A 24,256-nucleotide genomic window follows, 5' to 3' on the forward strand; every position below is an offset into this window, starting at 1 on the left:
AACCCGCCTCACGCCTCCCCCTATGGGAAACCGTGGGCGGGATCTTAGAAAACGGTGGCTTTAGTTGAAGGAGTCGCCGCAAGCGCAGGAGCCGCCAGCGTTTGGGTTGTCGATGGTAAAGCCCTGTGCCTCGATGGTGTCAGAGAAATCGATGGTTGCACCGGCGAGGTAAGGGACACTCATCTTGTCGACCACCAGGCGGACGCCACCGACGAAATCTTCCTTGTCCCCGTCGAGCTCGCGGTCATCGAAGTAGAGCTGGTAACGCAGGCCAGCGCAGCCACCAGGCTGGACGGCGATACGGAGGGAGAGATCGTCGCGACCTTCCTGGTCAAGCAGGGCTTTTGCCTTGGCGGCAGCTTCGTCGCTGAGGATGACACCGGTGGAGGAGGTAGGTGCGGTCATTGTGGTCTCCTTAAAAATGAACCTTGTGTTTAAAACGGTCTGGCCCGGGTTAACCCCTAGTGTGCACTAAACAGTACACCCCTTCGGTCAGAAGCGGTAGGGCCTTAACGAGCACAACGCCTATGATACGACCCGTATTCCCGATTTTCACGCCCTCCTTGTAGCCTAGAAGGCGTGAAACTTCCCTGGCAGAAATCAGATGACTCGAAATCCGGTAGCACCGCGATGGGCTTGGGCGACTCGGAAACACCAGACAATGCGGCGGAGGCAACCTCGTCGACAAGCGACGAGCGTCCCCTGCCAAAGGGCTATACCCCGCCGAAGGGTAAACCCACGCCGAAGCGCCGCGAACAAGAAATCGCTCGCGGTGTCGTCCGCGACCCCAACGCGTTGAGCCCTGCGGAGGCCGCGCAGCGTCATAAGGAACTGAAGAAGTCCATGACGAAGGAAGAATGGCGCGAATATAAAAAGAAGAATCGCGAAGAGAACCGGGAGCAGAACCGGGAAATCCAGCGTCGCATGAACGAGGGCGATGAGCGGTTCCTGATGGAGCGCGACCGCGGCGAGGAGCGCCGTTATATCCGTGACTGGGTGGACTCGCGCCGTTTCTTCACCAACTGGGCCATGCCGTTGATGATTACGCTGCTGATCGTGATGGTGTTGAGCTCCTGGTTCCCTGCCCTGTCGGTCTTTGTCACCGGCGGTTCGATGGTGCTGATTCTGGCTCTGTTTGGTGAAGGCCTCTATATCGGCAAGTCTGCGAACAAGGCTACGCGGGAGAAGTTCCCGAACGCGACAAATATTGGATTCGGCACCGGCATGTACGCCTACTCGCGCGCATCCCAACCGCGGAAATGGCGCACACCGAAGCCGCAGGTTGAAATCGGCGCAACCGTCTAAGCTTGTATGGTAGTTCCATCAACCCCACCACGTTTTGGAGAGTGAGCTCAGGTGTTTGACGCTGTCACCAGCCCCAATGAGGCCATTCGTTCCCAGGTCTCTGCCGCTGTTGCGTCCACTCCCCGCGGCGCTTCCTTTGGGCGCCTGCGCGACGCAGCAGCTTGGATTGCCGCTTGCCAGGGCAATGACAGCCCCTCCCCTTTCGAGCAGGCCCGCACCATCGTGGTTGCTGGCGATCACGGTATTGCCGCGCGTGGCATTTCCGCGTACCCGCAGGAGGCCTCTGTCGCACAGGCCGAGGAGATTCAGGCCGGCGGCGGGCCAGTTCACACGATGGCGCGCGCGGCCGGAGCTGCAGTGCGGCTGGTAGACGTCTCCCTTGATCGTGACGCATGGGGCGAAGAGCGGGTTGCTCGCTCTAGCGGCGCAATCGATGTGGAAGATGCGATGACGTCGGAGCAGTTCCAGCGCGCGATCGAAATTGGTCAGCGTTTGGCTGATCAGGAAATTGATGCAGGCGCCGATGTGATCATCCCAGCTGACCTCGGGGTGGGTAATACCACCGTGGCCGCCGCCGTCTTCGGTGCATTAACACGCACCGAGCCGGTCGTCGCAGTCGGTCCAGGTTCCGGCATTAACGACGAAGCGTGGAAAACCAAGGTCGCCGTGATCCGCGACGCCATGTTCCGGGTTCGCACGTTCCGTGATGATCTCCCCGCCGTTCTCACCGCCATCTCCGCGCCGTGCTTCGTCACCCTCGTCGGATTGATTGCGCAGGCAGCGGTTCGGCGTACACCAGTGCTTATCGACGGCGCCTACCCCGCCGTTGCTGCCTATGTAGCAGAGCGGATGGCCCCAGGAACCAAGGACTGGCTCATCGCTGGCCAACTCTCCCCCGAACCCTGCCACCTGATCAGCCTGCAGGCCCTTGATCTGACTCCGCTGATTGCCTTGGACATGTCGACGGGCCAAGGAGCTGGCGCGCTCGCTGCGCTGCCACTGCTGAATTCAGCTGCTCAACTTATTTCCGACGAACTAGGCGTGCACGACGAATAACCCCGCGGTATGGGTGGCCGCGGGGTTAGCGTGAAAGTCTCTTGAGGGGGTGTCCTCGGGGATCGTCGGAAAGCGAGCTACTTGACCAGCGGGTACACCCAACCGTGGGTATCCTCGACCACGCCGTGCTGAATGCCGGTCAGTCGCTCGCGCATCGCCATGGTGATCTCACCAGGCTCATTGTTGTTTACCTGGAACTCGCCGTGGTTGCTCAGCACGCGGCCGACCGGGGTGATCACCGCTGCGGTGCCGCACGCCATGGCTTCGCTCATCGCACCGGAGCGGGCGTCGTCGGCCCATTCCTGCTTGTGAATACGGCGCTCCTCCGTCTTGTAGCCCAGGTCGCGCGCTACCTGCAGCAAGGAATCGCGGGTAATGCCTGGCAGCAGGGAGCCCGACAGAGCCGGGGTGACTACCGTGGCGTCATCGCCGGAGCCGTAGACGAACATAAGGTTCATGCCGCCCATCTCTTCGATGTAGTTGTGCTCGATACCGTCAAGCCACACCACCTGGTCGCAGCCCTTCTCCTCTGCTTGAGCCTGCGCCAGCAGGGAGGCAGCATAGTTGCCAGCAAACTTCGCCGCACCGGTACCACCTGGTGCAGCGCGGGTGTAGTCTTCCGACAGCCACACGCTGACTGGCTTCAGGCCGCCCTTGAAATAGGCGCCGGATGGCGAAGCGATAACGAAGAAACGGTAGGAATCCGCTGGTGAGACACCCAAGGAGACCTCCGTGGAGATCATGAAGGGGCGCAGGTAGAGGCTGGCCTCTCCCCCGGCTGCGGGCACCCAGGCCTGGTCGGCGTCGACAAGCAAGCGCAGCGCTTCCAGGAAGACCTCGGTGGGTAGTTCCGGCATGGCCATGCGTCGCGCGGAATCCTTCATGCGCTCCGCATTTGATTCCGGGCGGAAGGTGGCGATGGTGCCGTCTGGCTGGCGGTAGGCCTTCAGCCCTTCAAAGATGGCCTGGCCGTAATGGAACACGGTGGTCGCCGGGTCCATCGGGATGGATTCATAAGGACGCAGCTGCGCGTCGTGCCAGCCTTGATCCTCGGTCCAGTCGATGGTGATCATGTGATCGGTGAATTTCTTACCGAATTGTGGATTCGCGAGGATCTCTTCGAGTTCCTTGCCGGTTGTGGGATTGTCGGTCTTCGTGACCTTAAATTCAAGAGACGTCATGCCCTCCAACATACTCGCGCCTGTTCAGTGGTTGTCGATATGCTCGTAGGTACGACGAGTTTTTTGTCTGAAACGAAAAAGAAAGGATTTTCCATGAGCTTTACTCTCCCTGTCACCGGAACCACCCTTACCCTCGGGTTCGCCACGAAGGCACCGAAGAAACCGGAGACTCTCCTCATCCCCGTCACGAAGGGTGAAACTTTAGAGGTGCCCGTTACCGCGCTGGTTCCGAAGGGCCTGCTTGAGGCACTGGAGCGCGTCGGCGCTACCGGTGAGCACGGCGAGATCACGCGCGTGCTTCACGACGATCAACTGGTGATTGCTTTCGGTCTGGGAGATGCTGAGGAGATTGACGACGACGCCGTGCGCCGCGCTGCGGGCGTTCTTGGCCGCTCCCTCAAGGGCGTGCGCGAGGCCGTCATCTCCGCCGAGTTCGGTGTGACCCCCATCGTCGAGGGCCTGCTGCTGGGCGGTTACTCCTACGGTGGCTTCAAGTCTGCTGACAAAAAGAAGGACAAGAAGGCCAAGGACGACAAGCCAGTCACCATCACGGTGGTGGCTGAAAAGTCGGCCAAGGACGAGTTCGTGGCGGCGCAGATCGTGTGCGAGTCTGTGAACCTGGCTCGCGACCTTGTAAACACGCCTGCCAACCACCTCTACCCGGAGGTCTACGCGGAACTGGTGCAGTCCGTCGGCAAGGAAGCCGGTCTGAAGGTCGATGTCTTGGATGAGAAAGCTCTGGAAAAGGGCGGCTTTGGCGGCTTGATCGCCGTGGGCAAGGGTTCCGTTCGCCCGCCACGCCTTGTACATCTGTCGTGGGCTCCGCGTCGTGCGAAGAAGAAGGTCGCCCTCGTCGGCAAGGGCATCACCTTTGATACCGGCGGCATCTCGCTGAAGCCGGGTTCGAAGATGGAAGACATGATTTCCGACATGGGTGGCTCCGCCATGATGCTGGGCGCCACCATCGCGGCAGCTCGTCTGGATCTTCCGGTACAGGTGGACACGTGGCTGTCCATGGCAGAGAATATGCCTTCCGGTGGGGCCACCCGCCCGGGCGATGTGATTACCCACTACGGTGGCAAGACCTCGGAGATCATCAACACCGATGCTGAGGGCCGCGTTGTGCTTGCCGACGCCCTGGCACGCGCCTCCGAGGAGAAGCCGGACTTCCTGATCGAGGCATCCACCCTCACCGGCGCACAGCTGGTGGCTTTAGGTGCGCGCACTGCAGGTGTGATGGGTTCTGATGAATTCCGCGACCGCGTGGCTCAGACTGCTCGTGAGGCCGGTGAGCCAGCATGGGCGATGCCACTTCCGGAGGAGACTGCGGAGGATCTGAAGTCCCCAATCGCAGATGTGCGCAACTCTCACAATTCCCGCTTCGCTGGGATGCTTGTTGCTGGCCGCTATATTGAGGCGTTCGTCGGCGAGGGCATCGAGTGGGCCCACGTTGACATTGCTGGTCCAGCGTTCAACGGTGGCAGCCCTCACGGCTACACGCCGAAGCGCGCTACCGGTTACGGTGTGCGTTCCGTCGTCAACGTGCTGCGCAGCCTGGTGTAGCTAGTTAGTTTGGGTTTTCGCCGCGCTCGAATTTGGCGCGGCGTTCCCGCTGTTCTGCGCGCTTGCGCAAGATACGTTCTTGCTCCATTTTGCGGCGCATCCGGTCTGGGTAACCGGTTTCTTCCACGTCGTAGATCGGAATGTTTAACAGCTTCGCTGCGGCGTCGATACCTTTGGGCCCGCCGATGCGCCGCCGCGTGTGGTCACCGTTTTCGTCGACAAGCACGATGGACATTTCGTTAACCACGGTTTCTGGCTCAATGAAGCCCTCGACGAAGGCGCGACCCTTGACCCACTCGGCGAGGTACCTGCTGTCCTCGGCACGGATCGTTTCACCTGGGGCGCGGGGTGGGCGCAGGGGTGACGAGTTCTTTTTTCGTCCGAAAAGGTTAAACACAGTTATCCATCATACTTAGGTATGGGGGTAGTTTTAATCCGCCCCAACTATCCCCGGTTTATACCCACAAAGTTTTGCCAACAGGTACGCTGGACACATAAAGCTTCCGTTTAACTAATTTTCGAGGAGACTCAAAACATGGCGCACTCTGTTGAGATGCCCGAGCTGGGCGAATCCGTCACCGAAGGCACAATCACCACGTGGATGAAGGAAGTCGGCGATACGGTCGAGGTCGACGAACCTTTGCTCGAGGTCTCTACCGACAAGGTCGACACCGAGATTCCGTCCCCTGTCGCGGGCGTGCTGTTGGAAATCAAGGCAGAAGAAGATGACACTGTCGAGGTCGGCGAGGTCATCGCAATTGTTGGCGACGAGGGCGAAGAAGCCGACTCCGGTAAGGACGACGAGGCTGCGGAAGAGGATGCCTCCGACGACGCTGAGGAGAAGGCCGAAGAGAAGAAGGACGAGGAGCCAAAGAAGAAGTCCGGTGGCTCCGGTTCCGCGACCGATGTTGAGATGCCTGAGCTCGGCGAGTCCGTTACCGAGGGCACCATCACCACCTGGCTGAAGGAAGTCGGCGACGAAGTCGAGGTCGACGAGCCACTGCTGGAGGTCTCCACCGACAAGGTCGACACCGAAATCCCATCCCCAGTCGCAGGCACCCTGGTAGAAATCCTCGCCGAGGAAGACGACACCGTTGAGGTTGGCGAAGTCATCGCACGCATCGGCGACGCGGACGCGGCCTCTGGCGAGTCCGAGGAGAAGGAAGAGTCCGAAGACAAGGAAGAGGACCGCGACGTACCTTCCGAGGAAGCCATCGAGGAAGCCGAGTCCAAGGACGAGAACGACACCGTCGATGAGGCAGCCAAGGACAAGCCAAAGAAGAAGTCCGGTGGCTCCGGTTCCGCGACCGATGTTGAGATGCCTGAGCTCGGCGAGTCCGTTACCGAGGGCACCATCACCACCTGGCTGAAGGAAGTCGGCGACGAAGTCGAGGTCGACGAGCCACTGCTGGAGGTCTCCACCGACAAGGTCGACACCGAAATCCCCTCCCCAGTCGCCGGTACCTTGGTAGAAATCCTCGCCGAGGAAGACGACACCGTCGAGGTCGGTGAAGTCATCGCACGCATCGGCGATGCGGACGCGGCCTCTGGCGAGTCCGAGGAGAAGGAAGAGTCCGAGGAGAAGGAACAGGCTCCTGCCAAGGAAGAGCCAAAGAAGGAAGAGGACGCTGACGCCTCCGACAAGAAGGAAGAGAAGACCGAGAAGAAGGAGGAGCCAAAGCAGGCTGCTACTTCTGAGAAGGTCAACAACTCCGGCAACGTTCCTTATGTCACCCCGCTGGTCCGCAAGCTGGCTGACAAGCATGGCGTAGACCTGAACTCCGTCGAGGGCACCGGCGTCGGTGGCCGCATCCGCAAGCAGGATGTTCTGGCTGCGGCCAAGGGCGATTCTGCAGCTGCAGAATCCGCAGACGCTCCGAAGGCTGAGGAGAAGGCTGCACCGAAGGGCGCACGCTCCAACTGGTCCACCAAGTCTGTGGATCCGGAGAAGGCAGAGCTCATCGGCACCACCCAGAAGGTCAACCGCATCCGCGAGATCACCGCGACCAAGATGGTGGAGTCGCTGCAGACCACGGCCCAGCTCACCCACGTGCAGGAAGTCGACGTCACCCGCGTTGCTGACCTGCGCAAGAAGGTCAAGCCAGCCTTCGTCGAAAAGCACGGCGTGAACATCACGTACCTGGCGTTCTTCGTGAAGGCTACGGCTGAGGCTCTTGTGTCTCACCCGAACGTCAACGCATCCTACGATGCTGAGGCGAAGGAGATCACCTACCACGACTCCGTGAACATCGGCATCGCCGTGGACACCCCACAGGGTCTGCTGGTGCCAGTGATCAAGGGTGCTCACGAGATGAACCTGGCGGACATCGCTAAGGCCATCGTTGATCTGGCAGAGCGCGCACGCAACAAGAAGCTGCGTCCGGATGACCTGTCGGGTGCAACCTTCACCGTGACCAACATTGGTTCCGAAGGCGCACTGCTGGATACTCCAGTGCTCACGCCTCCACAGGCAGGCATCCTGGGTACCGCTGCGATTGAGAAGCGCCCAGTGATCATCACGGAGGATGGCGTGGACTCCATCGCTATCCGCCAGATGTGCTACCTGCCATTCACCTATGACCACCAGCTGGTCGACGGTGCAGATGCCGGTCGCTTCGTCACCACGATCAAGGACCGCATCGAAAACGGCGATTTTGAGGATGACCTCGGTCTCTAACACCTCCAACGCCGCGTAAGGCGCACACCAACGCCCCTGCTCCAGCACTATGGAGCAGGGGCGTTTTGGCAATATGTAGCCAGTGACATGGGTACCAGAATATGATGGGTGTAAGTCAATCAATCCCCATCGACTAAGGGAGACGCGTATGGCTCTGCCACCCATTTCCGAATCGTCACCGTTCATCCATCGCCACCTCGGCCCCACCGCCGAGCAGCGCGACGAGATGCTCAGTGACATTGGCTACGCCAGCCTCGACGAGCTGCTGGACGCCGCCCTTCCACCCGGGCTTGCCGCCACTGACACAACCGACCTGCCGCCAGCTCTAGCCGAGCACGAAGCGCAGAACCGGTTGCGCGAACTAGCCAGCAAAAACAAGGTGCTCAAGGCTTTTTATGGCCAAGGCTTTTCGACGACGATCACTCCCCCAGTGATCCGCCGCGGCGTGGTGGAAGATGCTGGCTGGTACACCGCTTACACCCCCTACCAGCCGGAAATCTCCCAAGGCCGCTTGGAAGCACTGCTGAATTTCCAGACGATGATCCAGGAATTGACCGGCCTGCCCATGTCCAACGCCTCGCTTCTCGACGAAGCATCTGCCGCTGCCGAGGCCGTCGGCCTGATGAGCCGCGCGGTAAAAAAGGGCCGCCGCGTGATCTTGGACAAGCGCCTGCACCCGCAGGTGTTGTCCGTGGCCGCAGAACGCGCCCGCGCCATCGACCTTGAGGTGGAGATCACCGCGCTGGATTCAGCCCTTGTTGGCGAAGATCTCGTCGGTGTTGTGATCGCCTACCCGGGTACGGAGGGTGACATCGTCGATCCGAAGCCGATCATCGATGCAATCCACAGTCGCGGCGGCTTGGCGACGGTCACGGCTGACCCGCTGGCGCTGATGTTGCTAGAGTCGCCCGGCGCGCTGGGTGCGGACATCGTGGTTGGTTCGACCCAGCGTTTCGGTGTTCCCCTGTTTTATGGTGGTCCGCACGCAGCTTACATGGCGGTGACGGATAAGTTGAAGCGCCAGATGCCAGGCCGCCTGGTGGGCGTGTCGGTAGATGCGGAGGGTATGCCGGCGTACCGTTTGGCGTTGCAGACTCGTGAGCAGCACATTCGCCGCGAGCGCGCCACCAGTAATATTTGTACGGCGCAGGCCTTGCTTGCGGTGACGGCGTCCTTCTACGCGGTGTACCACGGCCCGGAGGGGCTGAAGGCGATTGCTCGCGATATTCACGATTGGGCCGGGCGTTTTGCGGCGTCGATCGCGCAAGCTGGCCTCGTCGTTAAGCACGATGCTTTCTTTGACACTGTCGCGGTGGAGGTTCCAGGCCGGGCGGAGGGCATCGTCGATACGCTGGCGAAGTCTGGCTACCTGGTGCGCGCGGTGGATGCGGACACGGTTGCGGTGAGCTTCGGCGAGGGCACCTCCGAGGAAGACTTGGCTGCGCTGGTGGGTGGTTTTGGGATCACAGTACTTGCCGACGATCACTCTTATGAACTGCCGGAGGAGCTGAAGCGTGCTGAGATGCCGTTGCAGCATGAGGTCTTCAATACCTATCACTCTGAGACGCAGCTGATGCGTTATATCCGTGTGCTGGGCGATAAGGATTTGGCGTTGGACCGGGCGATGATTCCGCTGGGTTCGTGCACGATGAAGCTGAACCCGACTGCCGGGTTGGAAGCGATCACGTGGCCCGGTTTTGCTGACGTGCACCCGTACACCCCGGACGAGTTCACTGAGGGCTGGCGCGAGCTGATCGAGGAGCTTGAGCAGTGGCTGGCGGAGTTGACGGGTTACGCGAAGGTGAGTGTGCAGCCGAATGCGGGCTCACAGGGTGAGTTGGCGGGCCTGTTGGCGATCCGCCGCTACCACGTGGCTAATGGGGACATGGGCCGCGATATCTGCCTGATTCCGGCGTCTGCGCATGGTACGAATGCGGCGTCGGCAACACTTGCGAACCTGCGCGTTGTGGTGGTGAAGACAGCCGACGATGGTTCCATCGATACTGCCGATTTGGATGAGAAGCTGCAGCAGTATGGCCCGCAGGTCGCGGCGATCATGATCACCTACCCGTCGACCCATGGCGTGTTTGACCCAGAGGTGCGCGAGGTGTGCGACAAGGCGCATGCGGCCGGCGGCCAGGTGTATATCGATGGCGCGAACATGAACGCGTTGACCGGTATTGCGCGGCCAGGCGATTTCGGCGGCGATGTCTCGCACCTGAATCTGCACAAGACGTTCACCATTCCGCACGGTGGCGGCGGGCCTGGCGTGGGTCCGATCGGTGTGGCGGAGCACCTCGTGCCATTCCTGCCGACGGACCCGACCACCGTTGATGCTTCCGCCCCCGTTCCGGTTGGCGAGGGTGTTCCGGTGGCTTCGACCAAGTATGGCTCGGCCGGTGTACTGCAGATTTCGTGGGCGTATATCGCCATGACGGGTGCCGCGGGCCTGGCGCACGCCACCGCGCACGCCGTGCTGGGTGCCAATTACATTTCGCGGGCGCTTGCCGACGACTTCCCCACCCTCTACACCGGCGCGAATGGTTTGGTGGGTCATGAGTGCATCTTGGACCTGCGCGAGCTAACCGATGCCTCCGGTGTGACCGCGCTGGACGTGTGCAAGCGTCTGATGGACTTCGGTTTCCACGCCCCTACTCTGGCCTTCCCGGTGGCAGGCACCCTGATGGTGGAGCCGACCGAATCCGAGGACAAGGAGGAGCTGGACCGCTTCATCACAGCGATGAAGACGATCCGCGCGGAGATCCAGGAGATCATCGGCGGCACTGTGGCCTACGAGGACTCGGTGATCGCGCACGCACCGTTTACCGCATTGTCGGTCACCCGCAATGAGTGGGAGTACTCCTTCGACCGCGAGAAGGCCTCCTACCCTGTGGACAGTCTGCGCCGCTGGAAGTACTTCCCGCCAGTGCGCCGCGTCGACGACGCCTACGGCGACCGCAACCTCGCATGCTCTTGCCCACCCCCTGAAGCTTTCGATATGGAAGGACACTAAGCACAACTATGACTGCGACTCAATCACCTTTACACGCCGTCCACGAAAAACTCGGCGCCACGTTTACTGACTTCGGCGGCTGGGACATGCCCCTGAAGTACGCCAACGAGCTCGACGAGCATCGCGCCGTACGCGCCGGCGTCGGAGTGTTTGACCTTTCCCACATGGGTGAGATCGCCGTGAGCGGCCCCGATGCCGCCGCATTCCTGGATTACGCGCTGATCTCGTCGTTAAGCACCCTGAAGCTGGGCAAGGCGAAGTACTCCATGCTTGTCGACGAAGACGGCGGGATTCTGGATGACCTGATCACCTACCGCCTGGGCGAAGAGGATTTCTTGGTGGTGCCGAACGCATCCAATACCGATGTGGTGTGGCAGGCGTTCAATGAGCGCGCCGCGGGCTTCGATGTCAGGCTGGATAACCAGTCCACGGACACGGCGCTGGTGGCGGTGCAGGGCCCGGGCTCGGTGGAGCTGCTGCAGCCTTTGCTTGATGACGATCCCGACAAGCTGTCCTACTACTCCGCGGAGCCGATGAGCCTGCAGGGCACGGATGTGCTGGTCGCGCGAACCGGTTATACGGGCGAGGACGGCTTCGAGCTCTACGTCTCCGCCGAGGATGCCGGTGTGGTGTGGGACTATGTGGCCCGCGGCGCCACCCCCTGTGGCCTGGCGGCGCGTGACTCGCTGCGCTTGGAGGCGTCGATGCCCCTTTATGGCAACGAGCTGTCTGAGCAGGTCACCCCGGTTGAGGCTGGGATGACGCGTGCGTTTGCGAAGAAGGACGCTGATTTCGTCGGCAAGCAAGCCCTGACGGAGCGCGAACCGGAATTCGTGATCGCGGGCCTGACCTCTGAGCAGCGCCGTGCTGCGCGTAGCGGTGCCGAGGTGTACCTCAACGATGTGAAGATCGGTGTGGTGACCTCTGGGCAGCCTTCGCCGACGCTGGGCTACCCCGTGGCGCTGGCGCATGTGGATCCGGAACATGCGCAGATCGGAACTGATGTCGAAATTGATATCCGCGGGCGCCGTTATCCGTTTACTATTTCTACAACCCCGTTTTACTCTCGAAAGGACTAAGCCGATGAGCTTGCCACAGGAATTCTCCTACTCCGAAGACCACGAGTGGATCAACTCCACCCCAGAAGCCGCCGCAGGTTCCACCGTGCGCGTGGGCATCACCTCCGTTGCTACCGAGCGCTTGGGCGAAGTCGTCTTCGCTGAGCTGCCAGAGGTCGGCGACCAGGTCACCGCCGGCGAAACCTGCGGTGAGGTCGAATCCACCAAGAGTGTTTCCGATCTGTACTGCCCTGTCACCGGCACCGTCACCGCGGTCAATGACGCCGTGCACGACGGCTACGAGGTGATCAACAATGATCCATTCGGCGAGGGCTGGCTGTTCGAAGTCGAGGTCACAGAGGTAGGCCCACTGATGACCGCCGACGAATACGCAGAGGCGAACGGCGTCGCCTAAAATGTTGCGGTATGACCGCACCGCGTGACCCGTTCTTCCCCGCAGACAAATCCATTAGAGCCTCATCCGACCCGCTTGACGTGCGTCGGCTGGGGCTCGTGGACTATCAAGAGGCCTGGGAGATGCAGGCCGAGATCGCCAAGGCGCGTGCCGACGACGCCGTGCCCGACACCGTGCTGGTGTTACAGCACCCGAATATCTATACCGCGGGCAAGCGCACCCAGCCGGAGGATCGACCTACTAATGGGCTGCCCGTGATTGATGTGGACCGCGGCGGACGGATTACCTGGCACGGCGAGGGCCAGCTGGTGGTCTACCCCATCATTAAGCTGGCGGATCCTGTTGATGTTGTTGACTATGTGCGCCGCCTGGAGGAGGCCATTATCCAGACGGTGCGCCAGGCCGGTGTGACCGCGGCCGGGCGGATCAACGGGCGCAGTGGCGTGTGGGTGCCTTCTGAGGTGGCCGCTGCGGATCCTACGGCGCCGACGCGTGACCGCAAGATTGCGGCCCTGGGCATCCGTATCTCGCGCGGAGTAACCATGCACGGACTGGCACTGAACTGCAACAACACACTGGAGTACTACGAGCACATCGTGGCCTGTGGCATTGACGATGCCGACAACACGACCATGAGCCTGGAACTGGGCCGGGTTGTCACCCCCGAAGAGGCTGCTGATCCGCTGCTGACCGCGCTGGATGATGCGCTGGCAGGACGGCTGATCGTTGCTGACCACACGTTCAAAACGATGCCCGATCCCACCAAAGGCCTACCGCGTACACCCCGCAGCAATCAAAAGTGAATATGATATTCGACACTCCCCTCAAAGAAAGCTACGGTGAAGTTTGTGACTATTGCACCTGAAGGACGTAGGCTCCTGCGCATCGAAAAGCGCAACATGGAAACCCCCATTGAGTCCAAGCCGCGCTGGATTCGAAACGCTGTGAAGACTGGTCCCGAATACGAGGACATGAAGAACAAGGTGAAGGGCGCCGACCTACACACGGTGTGTCAGGAAGCCGGTTGCCCCAACATTCACGAATGCTGGGAATCGCGCGAGGCGACCTTCCTGATCGGTGGTGCAAACTGCTCGAGGCGCTGTGACTTCTGCCAGATCAACTCCGCGAAGCCGGAGCCACTGGACGTCGAAGAGCCGCAGCGCGTGGCCGAGTCTGTGCAAGGAATGAACCTGAACTACGCCACCATCACCGGCGTGACCCGCGACGACCTCGAAGACGAGGGCGCATGGCTCTACGCTGAGGTGGTGCGCAAGATTCACGAACTCAACCCGCACACCGGCGTGGAGAACCTCACCCCTGATTTTTCCGGCAAGCCTGACTTGCTCCAAGAAGTCTTTGAGGCCCGCCCCGAGGTCTTCGCTCACAACCTGGAAACCGTGCCCCGCATCTTCCGCCGCATCCGCCCAGCCTTCCGCTATGACCGTTCGCTGGACGTGATCCGCCAGGCACGCGACTTCGGCCTGATCACCAAGTCCAACCTGATCCTGGGCATGGGCGAAACCCGCGAGGAAGTTCTCCAGGCGCTGCAGGACATGGTCGATGCTGGTACCGACATCATCACCATCACCCAGTACCTGCGCCCCGGCCCGAACTACCACCCGATTGACCGTTGGGTGAAGCCGGAAGAGTTCATCGAGTACCGCGATGCCGCCTACGAGATGGGCTTCGGTGCTGTGATGGCTGGTCCGCTGGTGCGTTCGTCGTACCGCGCCGGCAAGCTCTACGTCGAAGCGATGGAGCACCGTGGCCTCGAGCTGCCGGAGAACCTGAAGCACCTGAAGGAAACCTCCCAGGGTGCGACCGCCCAGGAGGCCTCCACCCTGCTGAATAAGTACGGCCCGTCGAAGGATCACCCCGTCGGCGCACCACGCGCATAAAAGTTAATGCGCCACGAGACAGTTGTACCCGTGGCGCATTTACGCATTTTCCCAGTGTCTGGCTAAAGTAGGGTCCATGGCTGAGTCGAAGAGTGCAAAGGCTGCCGAGAAGGCGGCGAAGAAGGAACAGCGCCAGGCAAAGCGTGCCCAGCGCAAGCAGACGTTCTCCCAAATGTGGCAGGCGTTTAAGCTGCAGCGCAAGCGCGATAACAAGCTGGTGCCGTACATGGTGCTGACGGTGGTTGTCGTCGCCGCCGTCTTCTTCGTGATCGGCCTGCTGCTGAACCTGGAGTGGATGTTCCTCATCTTCGGCATCCTCTTCGGCCTTGTCGCGGCGATGTTCGTGTTCACCCGCCGCCTGGAAAGCTCCATGTACGACGAAGTCGGCGACACCCCAGGTGCTGCCGGCTGGACGCTGGAAAACATGAAAAACACCGTCGGTATCGCTTGGGTGACCAAGACCGGTGTTGCCGCGAACCGCTCCATGGATACTGTTCACCGCGTGGTGGGCAACCCAGGTGTCGTGCTTGTTGGCGAGGGTGACCCCAAGCGCCTCAAGCCGCTGATGGACAAAACCAACAAGCGCGTCGACCGCCTACTGGCCGGTGTGCCCATCTACGAGATCTGCGTTGGTGAAGGCGAAGGCCAGGTCCCTTTGAAGAAGCTGCAGAAGGAAATGATCAAGCTTCCTCGCAACTACAAGAAGGACGAGGTCTACTCCATCGCCGCCAAGCTGGACGCAATGGATGCGGCGAAGGGTGGCCAGATGGCCGGGCTGCCAAAGGGTCCGATGCCACACCAGGCGCAGAACATGGCCGGCATGAACCGCCGCATGCGCCGCATGCAGGAACGCCGCAGCAAGTAACGCCCCGAGTAACCTCCGCGGTGTAGCTCCTCTTCTCGCTTCACAACCGAACCGCCCCATCGTCGAAACGATGGGGCGGTTGTTTGCTTGTGTGGTTCGTTCCCCGCTGCCCTTCCTTCTCCCCCGTTACCGCAAACCGATATAGTCCTCGGCCCATACTGCGGGGTACCAATAGGTTGTCAATAAGTTAGTCGCACTATGTAGCGAGGACTATATCGGTTTGCAGAAAAGAGGTCAGCAGCGCGGGGCCGCAGAGGAACGTTAGAACCCGCCGAGGACCTGGGCCACGAGGATCTTGGCGATCATCGCCACCGGGTACACCATGGCGTAGCCGAGGGCCACGCGCGGATCGGCACCGGTGCGGTCGTTGGAGAACGCCAGCACAGCCGGCTGGGTTTGTGCACCCGCGAGGAAGCCCGACAGTTTCGTGCCGCCCATGCGGAACATGTAGCGCATCACCACGAAAAGACCGGCACCGTAGATGACGGTAATCACCGCGCCGAGGATCAGGATCGACAGCCAGGAGCCGCCGGAGAAAGCGTCCAGGATCCGCGCGCCCGCCGTGGTGCCGGCGGCTGCCAGGAAGATCAGCAAGCCAAGTTCCGACAACACCGCACAGGTGGTCTGCGGGATAGCGGTGACAAAGGCACCGATGCGACCAACACGACCAAAAACCAAACCAACCAGCAGGGCACCAGCCGCAGCACCGATGGCGAACGTGCCTCCCCCTGGCAGCGGAATGGCAATACCACCAAGGAAAATACCCAGCGCCAAGCCCAAGCCCAAGGCCACGGGGTTAATGTCTGTCAGCCCGCGGGAGGAGTCGCCGAAGTAATTAGCGATCTCCCCCATGTTTTCGTGCGGGGCGACGATGCGCACTCGGTCACCCAGCTGCAGCTTTTCCGCTTGCTCAGCGACCTTGTCTGTATCGCCACGGCGAATGCGGGAGGTATAGCCACCGAAGCGCTCCCCGATCTCAGCATCGATCTGGCGCACCGATTTGCCCGCCAGCGCAGAATTGGAGAGGGTCATTCGTCGGAAGTCGAGGTCCTTGCGGTCGAGCATCAGGGAGCGTTTCGACGGCTTACCCAGGTACTCGATGGCTTGGTTCATCTGGTGCTCGGTACCAACGATGGTGACCAAGTCGCCATAATCCAGCGGGGTGTGCACATGCGGGATCTCAATGGTGCCGCCTGCGCCGTGCTGGATACGGGAAAAGACCATCTCCGATCCGACGTAATTCTGCACGTCCTCGACTACGGGACGGTCGGTGCGCTCCACCAGGATCGTGCGATTGAGCACGGGGTCTGGCGCGTCGGTATCCCCGCGGCGTTTACTTAGCGCCAGCAGCGCGAAGGCCAGCATGCCCAACACACCAAAAATGTAAGCGATCGCGTAGCCAACAGTCGCGGCCGCAGCATCACCCGAGGAAGTGCCAGCAGCAGACAACGCCGGGGTGTTCGTCACTGCGCCGGCAAAGGTACCGGCGATCGTCGCAATGTCCAAGCCCAATAGCCGCCCCACGCCTAGGCCCGCGGCAGCCGTAACGACGAGGACCACCACGTAGCCCACCAGTTCACCGACAGAGGTACGCAGGGTGTGGAAGAAGTTCGGCCCCGATGTAATGCCGATGGAGAAAGCGAAAAGCACCAAACCCAACGTGGAAATGTCGTGGGACAGCTGCAGCTCCACCCCCTGCGTGGAGGCATAGGCGGTAAGAATCAGGGAGACGAACAGCACCGCGGCCGCGCCCAGGGAGATTCCTTTGATGCGGAACCGTGCGACCAACATGCCCAACCCCACCAGGAGGGCTAGTAGAAGGATCTGGTTGTCGGCGAGGGCCTGCAGCACGGACTCTTGTCTTTCTCTTCAGTTTAAACGCGGTGTGTCATAAGTTTTGCTTAACTACGTATAACCGTAGTACCAGTCGCGCGATCGTGCATACCACGCCCATCGGTGTCTACCATGGCCGCAGGCAGCACGAATGCGGTCAACAGAGTGCGGACCGCCGCACGCCACAGCCCCACTTGGGCCCCGGGAACGTCGATACGCGCAACACCCATGCCCAAAATCGCCATTCCGGGCGTGCGCGCGAAGAGCCAGCCGCAGAGGACTCCCATAATGAACCACACTAAAAGGGGGGTGCCAGCGCGGCCGATGTGCACCGAGGTGAAGGAGACCAAGAAGTTGGCGATGATGGACGCAACAACCCAGTCGATCATTACGGCGCCCGCGCGACGAGCCACGGAGGCTTGGGCGCCGGAACCAGTCTCAGGCAGCCCGATCCTTTCGCCGGGCCACTTACCAGGTGCGTGGGGGTCGTCGTGCTCGCCCGCGATCTGGGGTCCGTCGAGCCAGCTGCGCTTTTCTTGTGCCATGCGTGTAAGCCTAGTCGGGACACTTAGTGTGTTGAAAACCATATCTAGCGGCCAAAATTTTTGTGACGTGGCGGCGGTTGGTTTGTAGAATCGGGAAACAGTATATCTGTACCCTTTCCGCAAGCCCCAGGAGAATGTAATGACGTTTCAGTCCGCGCGCGACGTGATCCAGTTTATGAAGGACGAAGACGTCGAATTTATCGACGTGCGCTTCACCGATGTCCCCGGCATCGAGCAGCACTTCTCCTTGCCCGCCAGCGAATTCGACGAGGAGGCAGCCGAAGAGGGCCTGGCGTTCGATGGTTCGTCGATACGCGGCTTTACGACGATCGACGAGTCCGACATGATCCTGCTGCCGGATCCAGCAACCGCCAAAATCGATCCGTTCCGCTCTACCAAGACGCTGAACATGAAGTTCTTCGTCAACGATCCTTTCACCCGCGAGCCGTTCTCCCGCGACCCGCGCAACGTGGCGCTGAAGGCGGAGGAGTACCTGCAGTCCACCGGCATCGCCGACAGCTGCTCCATGGGCGCGGAGGCCGAGTTCTTCATCTTCGACAAGGTGAAGTACTTCACGGACACCAACAAATCCTTCTATGAGGTGGATTCCGACGAAGGCTGGTGGAACCGCGGCAACGACACCACCCTGGCAGGCACCCCGAACCTGGGCAACCAGACCCGTGTGAAGGGCGGCTACTTCCCTGTTCCACCGTACGATCAGACGTTGGAACTGCGCGACGCCATGGCAAAGAACCTGCGCGACAACGGCTTCCACTTGGAGCGTTTCCACCACGAGGTGGGTACCGCTGGGCAGAATGAGATCAACTACCGCTTCAACACCCTGCTGGCGGCGGCGGACGATCTGCAGTCCTTCAAGTACGTGATCAAGCAGACCGCAGCGCAGTACGGCAAGGTGGCTACTTTCATGCCGAAGCCGCTGGCCAACGACAATGGATCTGGCATGCACGTCCACCAATCCCTGTGGAAGGACGGCGAGCCGCTCTTCTACGACGAATCCGGTTACGCCGGTTTGAGCGACATCGCCCGCTGGTACATCGGCGGCATCCTGGCGCACGCCGGTGCTGTGTTGGCGTTCACCAACCCCACCTTGAACTCCTACCACCGCCTAGTGAAGGGCTACGAAGCCCCGATCAACCTGGTGTACTCCCAGCGCAACCGGTCTGCGGCCGTGCGCATCCCGATCACCGGCAACAACCCGAAGGCGAAGCGCATCGAGTTCCGCGCACCAGACCCATCGGGCAACCCCTACCTGGGCTTTGCTGCCATGCTGATGGCTGGCCTGGACGGCATCAAGAACCGCATCGAACCACACGAGCCGGTGGACAAGGACCTCTACGAGCTGCCACCGGAGGAAGCGAAGTCCATCCCGCAGGCGCCAACCTCCCTAGAGGCATCGCTGGCTGCGCTGCAGGAAGACAACGAGTTCCTCACCGAAGGCGACGTGTTCACCCAGGACCTGATCGAGACGTACATCAACATGAAGTACGAAAACGAGATCCAGCCGGCACGCGTGCGCCCTACTCCGCTGGAGTTTGAGCTGTACTTCGATTGCTAGGTTGCGGGGGTTGCCGTGGGTGGACAGCCCCCTCATTTACCGGGCTAAGAAATTAGACAACATCTAACGGGGAGTTTCTCCCTATTGAGCCCCGTTAGGCTTCCCTTCAGATCGTGAAAGACTTGGTTGTCATTCGACGTACCAGCCTTTAAACTGGATGTTGATTACATATCTGAAAGGAGATGAGAAAATGGGCACTCCGGACCAAATAGCGAAAATTCGGGTCGAGCCAGATACCACTGATTTAGAACCTACTCCAGATGCTCGCCGTCTTCTTATTGAAGAACTCAGTGAAGAGGTCGCAGCATGGTCTGCTGAACTCAATAAACGGCTGGCATGATCGACTATCTGTCCGGCGACGATGTCATTGTCGCCGGCACCGCTGCTTGCGGTTTTGAGCCGCTCATAACCCAACCTGCCCAGTTCGAAGCGAATGTCGCTCGGCCTGCCACGATGTACTTCGGTCAAGAAGCTTTCCCGACTCTTTGGACAAAAGCTTCTGCGCTCCTCCATTCATTCGCAACAACTCAGACTCTTGCCGACGGAAATAAGCGCACTGCCTGGGCGAGCTGTTGGCTGATGCTAAGACTGAATCATGCAATCGGCAGCTTCACAAATCCGCTAAATACCAATGCTGCCGAAGACCTCGTTCACCGTGTTGCCCTAGGTAGATGCAGTATTGAAGAGATAGCTGACACCCTCCATCAATTCGTTTATCCGCAGCTAGGTATTTACGGAAAGCTACCCGCTGGGTTTCAAATTTCGCGAAATCTATCGGAATTCGGACAATCTATGGTCGGGGTGGGAAAAATCCCAGACGGCACTTCATTAGTTTACGTTTATCTCGCCAACCTAGATTCTTCAATTTTAAAAATTGTTATGACACCCGCCGAAGCAAGGAATTTTGCTAAGCATATTTACTCGCTTGTTGAGCATCGAGATAACAGCGAAACAGTCCGCAGCTTCGAGCTATCTGTTCAGGGTTTTCTCCATCATTCCGATCTTGCCAACGGCATTTAACCCGTTGAATCTCCGACGCCCCCGCTGCCCCACGCCGCACCAGGGCACGGGGCGTCGTCGATAAGTAGCGCTTTAGTAGCGCTCCGGTTCCTCACCAAGCTGGAACTCGCGCCCAGAGATGGTGCGCGGGGTGATCTCCACGAAGTTGTACTTCTGGGTGGGGATCCAAGGCTTCACGCCGTACTCTTCGGCTTCGAGGATCTCGTCGGCCTTGGTCAGAATGCGCGAAGGCCCGCGGACGATGACGGACCACGCCTCCCCTGCCTCGTGGTCAACGTTGTCGGCTTCCAGGATGAGGTTGGAGTCGCGGGCGGCACCGAAAAGCTTCGTGCCTTCAGCGGTGCGGAAGTAGAACTTGCCCTCGTGGATCGCGAAGTTCACCGGGAAGATCTCCACGTCATCCTTGAGCTGCACAACTAGGCGACCAAAGGTCTGGCTCGCCATACGCTCAAGGGATTCTTCGTCGGACAGGACTGTGATTGGTTCTTCATTATTAGCCATAGGTCTATTGTGTCACTTGCGTGAGGCTATTGGGGACGATCGCCAATTTCTACCCCTATATTTGTTAATCGCTGAGTTCGACAAAGCACCGGCAGGGTCACCTATACTCCCCTGAAAGCACGTATCGACGAAAGGCGCCCGCGTGAAGCTGGCCAGATTAAGCAGTGCGGCCGTAGCGCTCATCCTCGCGGCCCAGCTTGGCGTCGCACCAGCTCAAGCCATAGAAATTCAAGCCTCGTGCCGGCCGCTGCATCTGCTGCAAGCCGGTGGCACGGTTATGTCGAAACGCTTCCACACCCCGGTGCCCCAACCGATTTTCGACAATGGTTTTAACCCCGCCGACGAGCTGCAGCAGACTTTCGGGGCGCGCAATGTCGGCGGCTACAACATTTCCTACCCCAGTTCTCTTGGGGCGATCAGCGCGTTGCATGGCGATGAGTTCGGCTTCGAAATGTCCACGTTCGGAGAATCGCGCATGGCTGGCATCGACACTGCCATCGGCGAGGTGGAGATGATTGCCAAATCCTGTCCTGACACGAAATTCATCTTCTCCGGATATTCCCAAGGTGCCGCGGTGGTGGGCGGGCGCGTATCGACGAGCACCCCACCGAACCTGCAACCTCACACCTGTACGGACCCGTCCCACCTGACGTGATGGGCCGCAACGGGGAGATCATCAATGGTGGCGGAACCGGCGTGCACCACGAACGGGAAGGAATGGCAGGTCCGCGTGAGCGTGATTTCGCAGGCCTTGAGGGCAAAGTGTTCTCGCTGTGCAACTCGGGCGACTTGTCGTGCTCCGCACCCCACGACTCTTTAATCCAAGCGGTCGCGGGCTACGCTTCGCGCATTGAGATGGAAGGCCCTGGCGATATGCAGTCGGGCCCCATTCTCAAGGATTTTCTGGACCAGGTCCTCAGCGGCGTGGAGCTAGAAGAGGCCATCGAGGCTTCCGGTATGGGTCCAGCCCAGATCTCGGCGATCGCGGCGATCATCGTGGAGCTCGCCAATTACGGCGATATCGCCTACACGCATTCTGGCAACGGGCTGACACCGGCTGAGTTTTTCGGCCTCATCACCATTTCCGCGTTACCCAACCTCATGCACAAGGCCGTGACCGCCGAATATTTAGGCGAGCTCCTAGAGGCCATCGCTGGAATTTTTGAGGACTCCGCCCCGGATACAGCCGCATGGATCAGGGTGATCGTCGATACGCTCTATGCCCTCGAAGCCACCGAAACCCTCTACAAAGACGTCTCTTATGCAGGCCACCTCCCGCGGGTGACCACACCCACCGAGGCGCGCCAATACGCCACGCGTGAGGCAACGTCGGCGCTGATGAACGCGGTGGCCACCACCACGGGATTGGACGCAGCCCTTGCTGATCCGAAGCGAGCCAACACGGTGGTTACCGCGCAGCTCGCGGGCGATTTCGGCCTGAAACACATGAGTTATTACAAAGGCGGCAACCTCATCGAGGGCCTCCACGGGCAAGGCTACGTGCAACGATGGCTGGAGGCCGTCACCCACGGGGTGCTTCACGACGACTAACCCCGCCTACATGTCCCAGACCTTGAAGCAGACTGCGCACTCCGAATCGCCAGCCGGGCGCGTCACGGCCTCCAACACTTCCTGCGGGCTGGGGTGATCAGGTAGGTCGGCGAGGTATTCCTTGTGAGCAGCCAAGGACTCAACACCCTTGTCGAAAAATTCGCCTTCCACATCGACGTAGTGGGTGGGATCTGCGACCCCGCCGATCAAAAACTTGCTGGCCGCGTGTGGGGCGCCGAGGTCGTCGAAAAGCCACTTGTTGCCGGCGTCGCGGATGGCGTCTGCGGTGGCTTCGCCCGTCACGCGGTGGTCAACGTGGTTGATGCCCCACGGTACCTCCAGATCGAAGTTGGACGTGACCACCCAATCGGGCTTAAGTTCGCGGATCACTTCGGCGATCGCGCGGCGCACGGGAATGCCGTATTCCATTAGACCGTCGGGGAAATCGAGAATGCGCAGCTCATTGGCGCCCACGATGTCGCAGGCCGCTCGCTGCTCCTGGGCGCGCAGCGGTCCGACCACCTCCGGCGGGCGCTGCATTCCGGCCTCGCCGGCGGTAAGCAGCAGGTAGTCCACGGTGATCCCGGCATTAGTCCAGGCAGCCACTGCTGCGGAGATGCCGTATTCCAAGTCATCCGGGTGGGCGACCACGCACAGGATGCGGTCCACGCCGGTGGTATCTAAAGCGGTAAGGGTTTCTGGTGAATTTGTTGTCATGACCCCATTGTAGCGAGCTTAGTTCCGCTTGGTGAAGCCCATGCGCGGACGAAACGCCTGCGGATGCTTCCGCTGCGCCGCCGCATCAGCAATGATCAAGCGGAACTGCGGATCCTTCACCGGCATATGCGCAATAGAAAACCAGCCCACCTCAACAGATTCATCATCGCCCACCGCTGGCTCCGCGGCGGGATCCTCAGGCTCCAGGCGGATAGCGATGGACTGGTAGCTGGCCTGATCACCATTGTCATGCACCACAGGACCGATCGCACCCACCCCCAACAGCGCTGCCGGAGTCGCCTTAATGCGGGTTTCCTCCTCTACTTCGCGCGCTGCCGTCACGTGCGCCTCCTCCCCTGGGTCGCAGATTCCGGTCACGGGCGTCCACGCATCGTTGTCGGCGCGCCGTACCAGCAGCACCTCCGGGGTGGCCCACGGCGAATCGTCGGTGGAATCGCGCAGCACGACAGCTGTCACGGCGGGGATCCACATCGGATCGTGCCCAATCTTTTTTCGCGTTTCGACGATGAACTCTGGAATCGGCATAACCTACACGGAAACCTTTCTGCGGTTCTAGGCGGGGTGAGACGCACACCAGTCTAGTTGAGGCCTTGCGTTGCCAAGGCAGCGCAGTTCTTGCGCTAAACTTCCACCTAATATGAGCACTGCACCGCAGCCCCCACAACGTCGCCGCATTCCCACGGCGGCGTTCGTGCTGGGCTACGGGATCTTGGTGATCCTGGCGATCATCCTGATCATCACACTTGTCAACCACGAGGCCTCCAGCAAAACCACACGCGCCCCCAAAGAAGAGGAAGCGGCCCCCGCCCCCGAATTTCCCACGGACGCGAAGGCCACGCTAGGTTTGGTGAACACGGCCCTTATCGACGATCCCGCCGCAGTGTCAACCGACTCCGGACTCCTCCTCGAAGGTGTTCTCACCGAGACGGCAGTGGCCAATCCGCAAACTCTTGCACTGCACATCGACCAGCTGCTCAACAGCACCTGCCTGACCAACCTCGCCTTAGAGACCCCGAACAACATGCAGCTGGACTTCTGGGGATTCTGCTTCAGCTCCTTGCCCCCGGAACACATCGCCGAAATGATCACCGATGCCATCGAAACAGATGCCGATTCCTTAGCGATCCGCGACTGGCCCGGCAGCAACCACGACAAGCACGTCTTCTACACCTGGTTCGCCGACACCCCAGCAGAGCAGGCCGCCATTGAGAACAAGTGGACCGCTATCACGGGACACAAGGACATCGAACTGGTCTCTTTGAACCTGTACGGCCCCGAATCTGTCCAAGTCGTCGACTTTGAAAACGGTGGCAAGCCCCAGCGCGAGGAATCACCAGCCAACGAAGCCTTCGACCGCCGCTGGAACAAGTAATCGGTTCCCCTCTCCTCCGTCCGCGCCCCCACTTTCGCGCAAACCGATATAGTCCTCGCCACATAGTGCTCGACTTCCCCTCCCAAACC

24 protein-coding genes are annotated in these 24,256 nt (G+C 60.4%); 16 read left to right on the forward strand and 8 right to left on the reverse strand.

From position 1 onward, the window contains the following. Nucleotides 1-60: 60 nt before the first annotated feature. Nucleotides 61-405 (reverse strand): HesB/IscA family protein, encoded by a 345-nt coding sequence (locus tag B097_RS0100865; RefSeq protein WP_018580645.1) that lies wholly within the window; start codon nucleotides 403-405, stop codon nucleotides 61-63. A 174-nt stretch (nucleotides 406-579) separates the two neighbouring features. Here B097_RS0100865 and B097_RS0100870 point away from each other — a divergent pair, with 174 nt between their 5' ends. Further along, on the forward strand, nucleotides 580-1,305 hold the full coding sequence (locus B097_RS0100870) for a DUF3043 domain-containing protein (protein ID WP_018580646.1): 726 nt from the start codon (nucleotides 580-582) through the stop codon (nucleotides 1,303-1,305). A gap of 51 nt (nucleotides 1,306-1,356) precedes the next feature. Continuing rightward, a complete protein-coding gene (locus tag B097_RS12235) occupies nucleotides 1,357-2,361 on the forward strand; it encodes a nicotinate-nucleotide--dimethylbenzimidazole phosphoribosyltransferase (protein WP_018580647.1) in 1,005 nt (334 codons plus the stop codon). A gap of 77 nt (nucleotides 2,362-2,438) precedes the next feature. Here B097_RS12235 and B097_RS0100880 read toward each other — a convergent pair whose 3' ends face one another. Further along, nucleotides 2,439-3,542, reverse strand: coding sequence for a branched-chain amino acid aminotransferase (locus B097_RS0100880; protein ID WP_026254208.1), 1,104 nt, complete (start codon nucleotides 3,540-3,542; stop codon nucleotides 2,439-2,441). Between the two features lie 93 nt (nucleotides 3,543-3,635). On the opposite strand from B097_RS0100880, the gene B097_RS0100885 reads away from it, so the two are divergent. Next, the gene (locus B097_RS0100885) at nucleotides 3,636-5,105 is read left to right on the forward strand and encodes a leucyl aminopeptidase (protein WP_018580649.1); all 1,470 of its coding nucleotides are present in this window, start codon (nucleotides 3,636-3,638) and stop codon (nucleotides 5,103-5,105) included. Nucleotides 5,106-5,109: 4 nt separating this feature from the next. Here B097_RS0100885 and B097_RS0100890 read toward each other — a convergent pair whose 3' ends face one another. Continuing rightward, nucleotides 5,110-5,502: a hypothetical protein gene (locus B097_RS0100890; RefSeq protein ID WP_018580650.1), complete on the reverse strand. Its 393-nt coding sequence runs from the start codon at nucleotides 5,500-5,502 to the stop codon at nucleotides 5,110-5,112. A 138-nt stretch (nucleotides 5,503-5,640) separates the two neighbouring features. Here B097_RS0100890 and sucB point away from each other — a divergent pair, with 138 nt between their 5' ends. From sucB to B097_RS0100925, 7 genes are all read left to right on the forward strand, one after another. Next, complete coding sequence (gene sucB / locus B097_RS0100895) at nucleotides 5,641-7,782, forward strand: 2-oxoglutarate dehydrogenase, E2 component, dihydrolipoamide succinyltransferase (protein WP_020573050.1); 2,142 nt, start codon at nucleotides 5,641-5,643, stop codon at nucleotides 7,780-7,782. A gap of 148 nt (nucleotides 7,783-7,930) precedes the next feature. Further along, nucleotides 7,931-10,795 (forward strand): aminomethyl-transferring glycine dehydrogenase, encoded by a 2,865-nt coding sequence (gene gcvP, locus B097_RS0100900; protein ID WP_018580651.1) that lies wholly within the window; start codon nucleotides 7,931-7,933, stop codon nucleotides 10,793-10,795. An 8-nt stretch (nucleotides 10,796-10,803) separates the two neighbouring features. Continuing rightward, a complete protein-coding gene (gene gcvT, locus B097_RS0100905) occupies nucleotides 10,804-11,874 on the forward strand; it encodes a glycine cleavage system aminomethyltransferase GcvT (RefSeq protein WP_018580652.1) in 1,071 nt (356 codons plus the stop codon). Between the two features lie 4 nt (nucleotides 11,875-11,878). Next, nucleotides 11,879-12,268, forward strand: a complete 390-nt coding sequence (gcvH, locus tag B097_RS0100910) for a glycine cleavage system protein GcvH (RefSeq protein ID WP_018580653.1) — start codon at nucleotides 11,879-11,881, stop codon at nucleotides 12,266-12,268. A gap of 11 nt (nucleotides 12,269-12,279) precedes the next feature. Beyond that, complete coding sequence (gene lipB / locus B097_RS0100915) at nucleotides 12,280-13,071, forward strand: lipoyl(octanoyl) transferase LipB (RefSeq protein ID WP_018580654.1); 792 nt, start codon at nucleotides 12,280-12,282, stop codon at nucleotides 13,069-13,071. A gap of 45 nt (nucleotides 13,072-13,116) precedes the next feature. Continuing rightward, complete coding sequence (gene lipA, locus B097_RS0100920; protein ID WP_026254210.1) at nucleotides 13,117-14,166, forward strand: lipoyl synthase; 1,050 nt, start codon at nucleotides 13,117-13,119, stop codon at nucleotides 14,164-14,166. Between the two features lie 76 nt (nucleotides 14,167-14,242). Beyond that, nucleotides 14,243-15,031: a DUF4191 domain-containing protein gene (locus B097_RS0100925; RefSeq protein ID WP_018580656.1), complete on the forward strand. Its 789-nt coding sequence runs from the start codon at nucleotides 14,243-14,245 to the stop codon at nucleotides 15,029-15,031. 261 nt (nucleotides 15,032-15,292) lie between these two features. Here the strand turns inward: B097_RS0100925 and B097_RS0100930 are convergent, their stop codons facing one another. Next, the gene (locus tag B097_RS0100930; RefSeq protein ID WP_018580657.1) at nucleotides 15,293-16,882 is read right to left on the reverse strand and encodes an aspartate:alanine exchanger family transporter; all 1,590 of its coding nucleotides are present in this window, start codon (nucleotides 16,880-16,882) and stop codon (nucleotides 15,293-15,295) included. Nucleotides 16,883-16,932: 50 nt separating this feature from the next. Further along, nucleotides 16,933-17,409 (reverse strand): RDD family protein, encoded by a 477-nt coding sequence (locus B097_RS0100935; protein ID WP_018580658.1) that lies wholly within the window; start codon nucleotides 17,407-17,409, stop codon nucleotides 16,933-16,935. Nucleotides 17,410-17,548: 139 nt separating this feature from the next. Between B097_RS0100935 and glnA the strand changes: the two genes are divergently transcribed. From glnA to B097_RS13415, 3 genes are all read left to right on the forward strand, one after another. Next, nucleotides 17,549-18,985 carry a type I glutamate--ammonia ligase gene (gene glnA, locus B097_RS0100940; protein ID WP_018580659.1) on the forward strand — a complete coding sequence of 479 codons (1,437 nt, stop codon included), beginning with the start codon at nucleotides 17,549-17,551 and terminating at the stop codon, nucleotides 18,983-18,985. Nucleotides 18,986-19,175: 190 nt separating this feature from the next. Next, nucleotides 19,176-19,325 (forward strand): hypothetical protein, encoded by a 150-nt coding sequence (locus B097_RS13410; RefSeq protein WP_155879205.1) that lies wholly within the window; start codon nucleotides 19,176-19,178, stop codon nucleotides 19,323-19,325. After that, entirely contained in the window at nucleotides 19,322-20,005 is a 684-nt protein-coding gene (locus B097_RS13415; protein WP_018580660.1) for a type II toxin-antitoxin system death-on-curing family toxin, read from the forward strand. Before B097_RS13410 ends, B097_RS13415 begins: the two co-directional genes overlap by 4 nt. 72 nt (nucleotides 20,006-20,077) lie before the next feature. Here the strand turns inward: B097_RS13415 and B097_RS0100950 are convergent, their stop codons facing one another. Beyond that, complete coding sequence (locus B097_RS0100950; RefSeq protein WP_018580661.1) at nucleotides 20,078-20,506, reverse strand: pyridoxamine 5'-phosphate oxidase family protein; 429 nt, start codon at nucleotides 20,504-20,506, stop codon at nucleotides 20,078-20,080. 142 nt (nucleotides 20,507-20,648) lie between these two features. On the opposite strand from B097_RS0100950, the gene B097_RS0100955 reads away from it, so the two are divergent. Beyond that, nucleotides 20,649-21,161 carry a cutinase family protein gene (locus B097_RS0100955; RefSeq protein WP_147287046.1) on the forward strand — a complete coding sequence of 171 codons (513 nt, stop codon included), beginning with the start codon at nucleotides 20,649-20,651 and terminating at the stop codon, nucleotides 21,159-21,161. Further along, on the forward strand, nucleotides 21,158-22,057 hold the full coding sequence (locus tag B097_RS0100960) for a hypothetical protein (RefSeq protein ID WP_147287048.1): 900 nt from the start codon (nucleotides 21,158-21,160) through the stop codon (nucleotides 22,055-22,057). Before B097_RS0100955 ends, B097_RS0100960 begins: the two co-directional genes overlap by 4 nt. A gap of 6 nt (nucleotides 22,058-22,063) precedes the next feature. Here the strand turns inward: B097_RS0100960 and B097_RS0100965 are convergent, their stop codons facing one another. After that, the gene (locus tag B097_RS0100965) at nucleotides 22,064-22,774 is read right to left on the reverse strand and encodes a PIG-L deacetylase family protein (RefSeq protein ID WP_018580664.1); all 711 of its coding nucleotides are present in this window, start codon (nucleotides 22,772-22,774) and stop codon (nucleotides 22,064-22,066) included. 18 nt (nucleotides 22,775-22,792) lie between these two features. Next, the gene (locus B097_RS0100970; protein WP_018580665.1) at nucleotides 22,793-23,320 is read right to left on the reverse strand and encodes an NUDIX hydrolase; all 528 of its coding nucleotides are present in this window, start codon (nucleotides 23,318-23,320) and stop codon (nucleotides 22,793-22,795) included. 112 nt (nucleotides 23,321-23,432) lie between these two features. On the opposite strand from B097_RS0100970, the gene B097_RS0100975 reads away from it, so the two are divergent. Next, nucleotides 23,433-24,167, forward strand: a complete 735-nt coding sequence (locus tag B097_RS0100975) for a hypothetical protein (RefSeq protein ID WP_018580666.1) — start codon at nucleotides 23,433-23,435, stop codon at nucleotides 24,165-24,167. The last annotated feature ends 89 nt before the right edge of the window (nucleotides 24,168-24,256 follow it).

The organism is Corynebacterium pilosum DSM 20521 = CIP 103422 (assembly GCF_000373805.1).
Classification (GTDB): Bacteria; Actinomycetota; Actinomycetes; order Mycobacteriales; family Mycobacteriaceae; genus Corynebacterium; species Corynebacterium pilosum.

Excerpts from the sequence above, each read along its gene's own strand:
- B097_RS0100865 (WP_018580645.1), bottom strand. The coding sequence starts at position 405 with ATGACCGCACCTACCTCCTCCACCGGTGTCATCCTCAGCGACGAAGCT.
- B097_RS0100880 (WP_026254208.1), bottom strand. The coding sequence starts at position 3,542 with ATGACGTCTCTTGAATTTAAGGTCACGAAGACCGACAATCCCACAACC.
- B097_RS0100885 (WP_018580649.1), top strand. The coding sequence starts at position 3,636 with ATGAGCTTTACTCTCCCTGTCACCGGAACCACCCTTACCCTCGGGTTC.
- sucB (WP_020573050.1), top strand. The coding sequence starts at position 5,641 with ATGGCGCACTCTGTTGAGATGCCCGAGCTGGGCGAATCCGTCACCGAA.
- gcvP (WP_018580651.1), top strand. The coding sequence starts at position 7,931 with ATGGCTCTGCCACCCATTTCCGAATCGTCACCGTTCATCCATCGCCAC.
- gcvT (WP_018580652.1), top strand. The coding sequence starts at position 10,804 with ATGACTGCGACTCAATCACCTTTACACGCCGTCCACGAAAAACTCGGC.
- gcvH (WP_018580653.1), top strand. The coding sequence starts at position 11,879 with ATGAGCTTGCCACAGGAATTCTCCTACTCCGAAGACCACGAGTGGATC.
- lipB (WP_018580654.1), top strand. The coding sequence starts at position 12,280 with ATGACCGCACCGCGTGACCCGTTCTTCCCCGCAGACAAATCCATTAGA.
- B097_RS0100925 (WP_018580656.1), top strand. The coding sequence starts at position 14,243 with ATGGCTGAGTCGAAGAGTGCAAAGGCTGCCGAGAAGGCGGCGAAGAAG.
- B097_RS0100935 (WP_018580658.1), bottom strand. The coding sequence starts at position 17,409 with ATGGCACAAGAAAAGCGCAGCTGGCTCGACGGACCCCAGATCGCGGGC.
- glnA (WP_018580659.1), top strand. The coding sequence starts at position 17,549 with ATGACGTTTCAGTCCGCGCGCGACGTGATCCAGTTTATGAAGGACGAA.
- B097_RS13410 (WP_155879205.1), top strand. The coding sequence starts at position 19,176 with ATGGGCACTCCGGACCAAATAGCGAAAATTCGGGTCGAGCCAGATACC.
- B097_RS13415 (WP_018580660.1), top strand. The coding sequence starts at position 19,322 with ATGATCGACTATCTGTCCGGCGACGATGTCATTGTCGCCGGCACCGCT.
- B097_RS0100950 (WP_018580661.1), bottom strand. The coding sequence starts at position 20,506 with ATGGCTAATAATGAAGAACCAATCACAGTCCTGTCCGACGAAGAATCC.
- B097_RS0100965 (WP_018580664.1), bottom strand. The coding sequence starts at position 22,774 with ATGACAACAAATTCACCAGAAACCCTTACCGCTTTAGATACCACCGGC.
- B097_RS0100970 (WP_018580665.1), bottom strand. The coding sequence starts at position 23,320 with ATGCCGATTCCAGAGTTCATCGTCGAAACGCGAAAAAAGATTGGGCAC.
- B097_RS0100975 (WP_018580666.1), top strand. The coding sequence starts at position 23,433 with ATGAGCACTGCACCGCAGCCCCCACAACGTCGCCGCATTCCCACGGCG.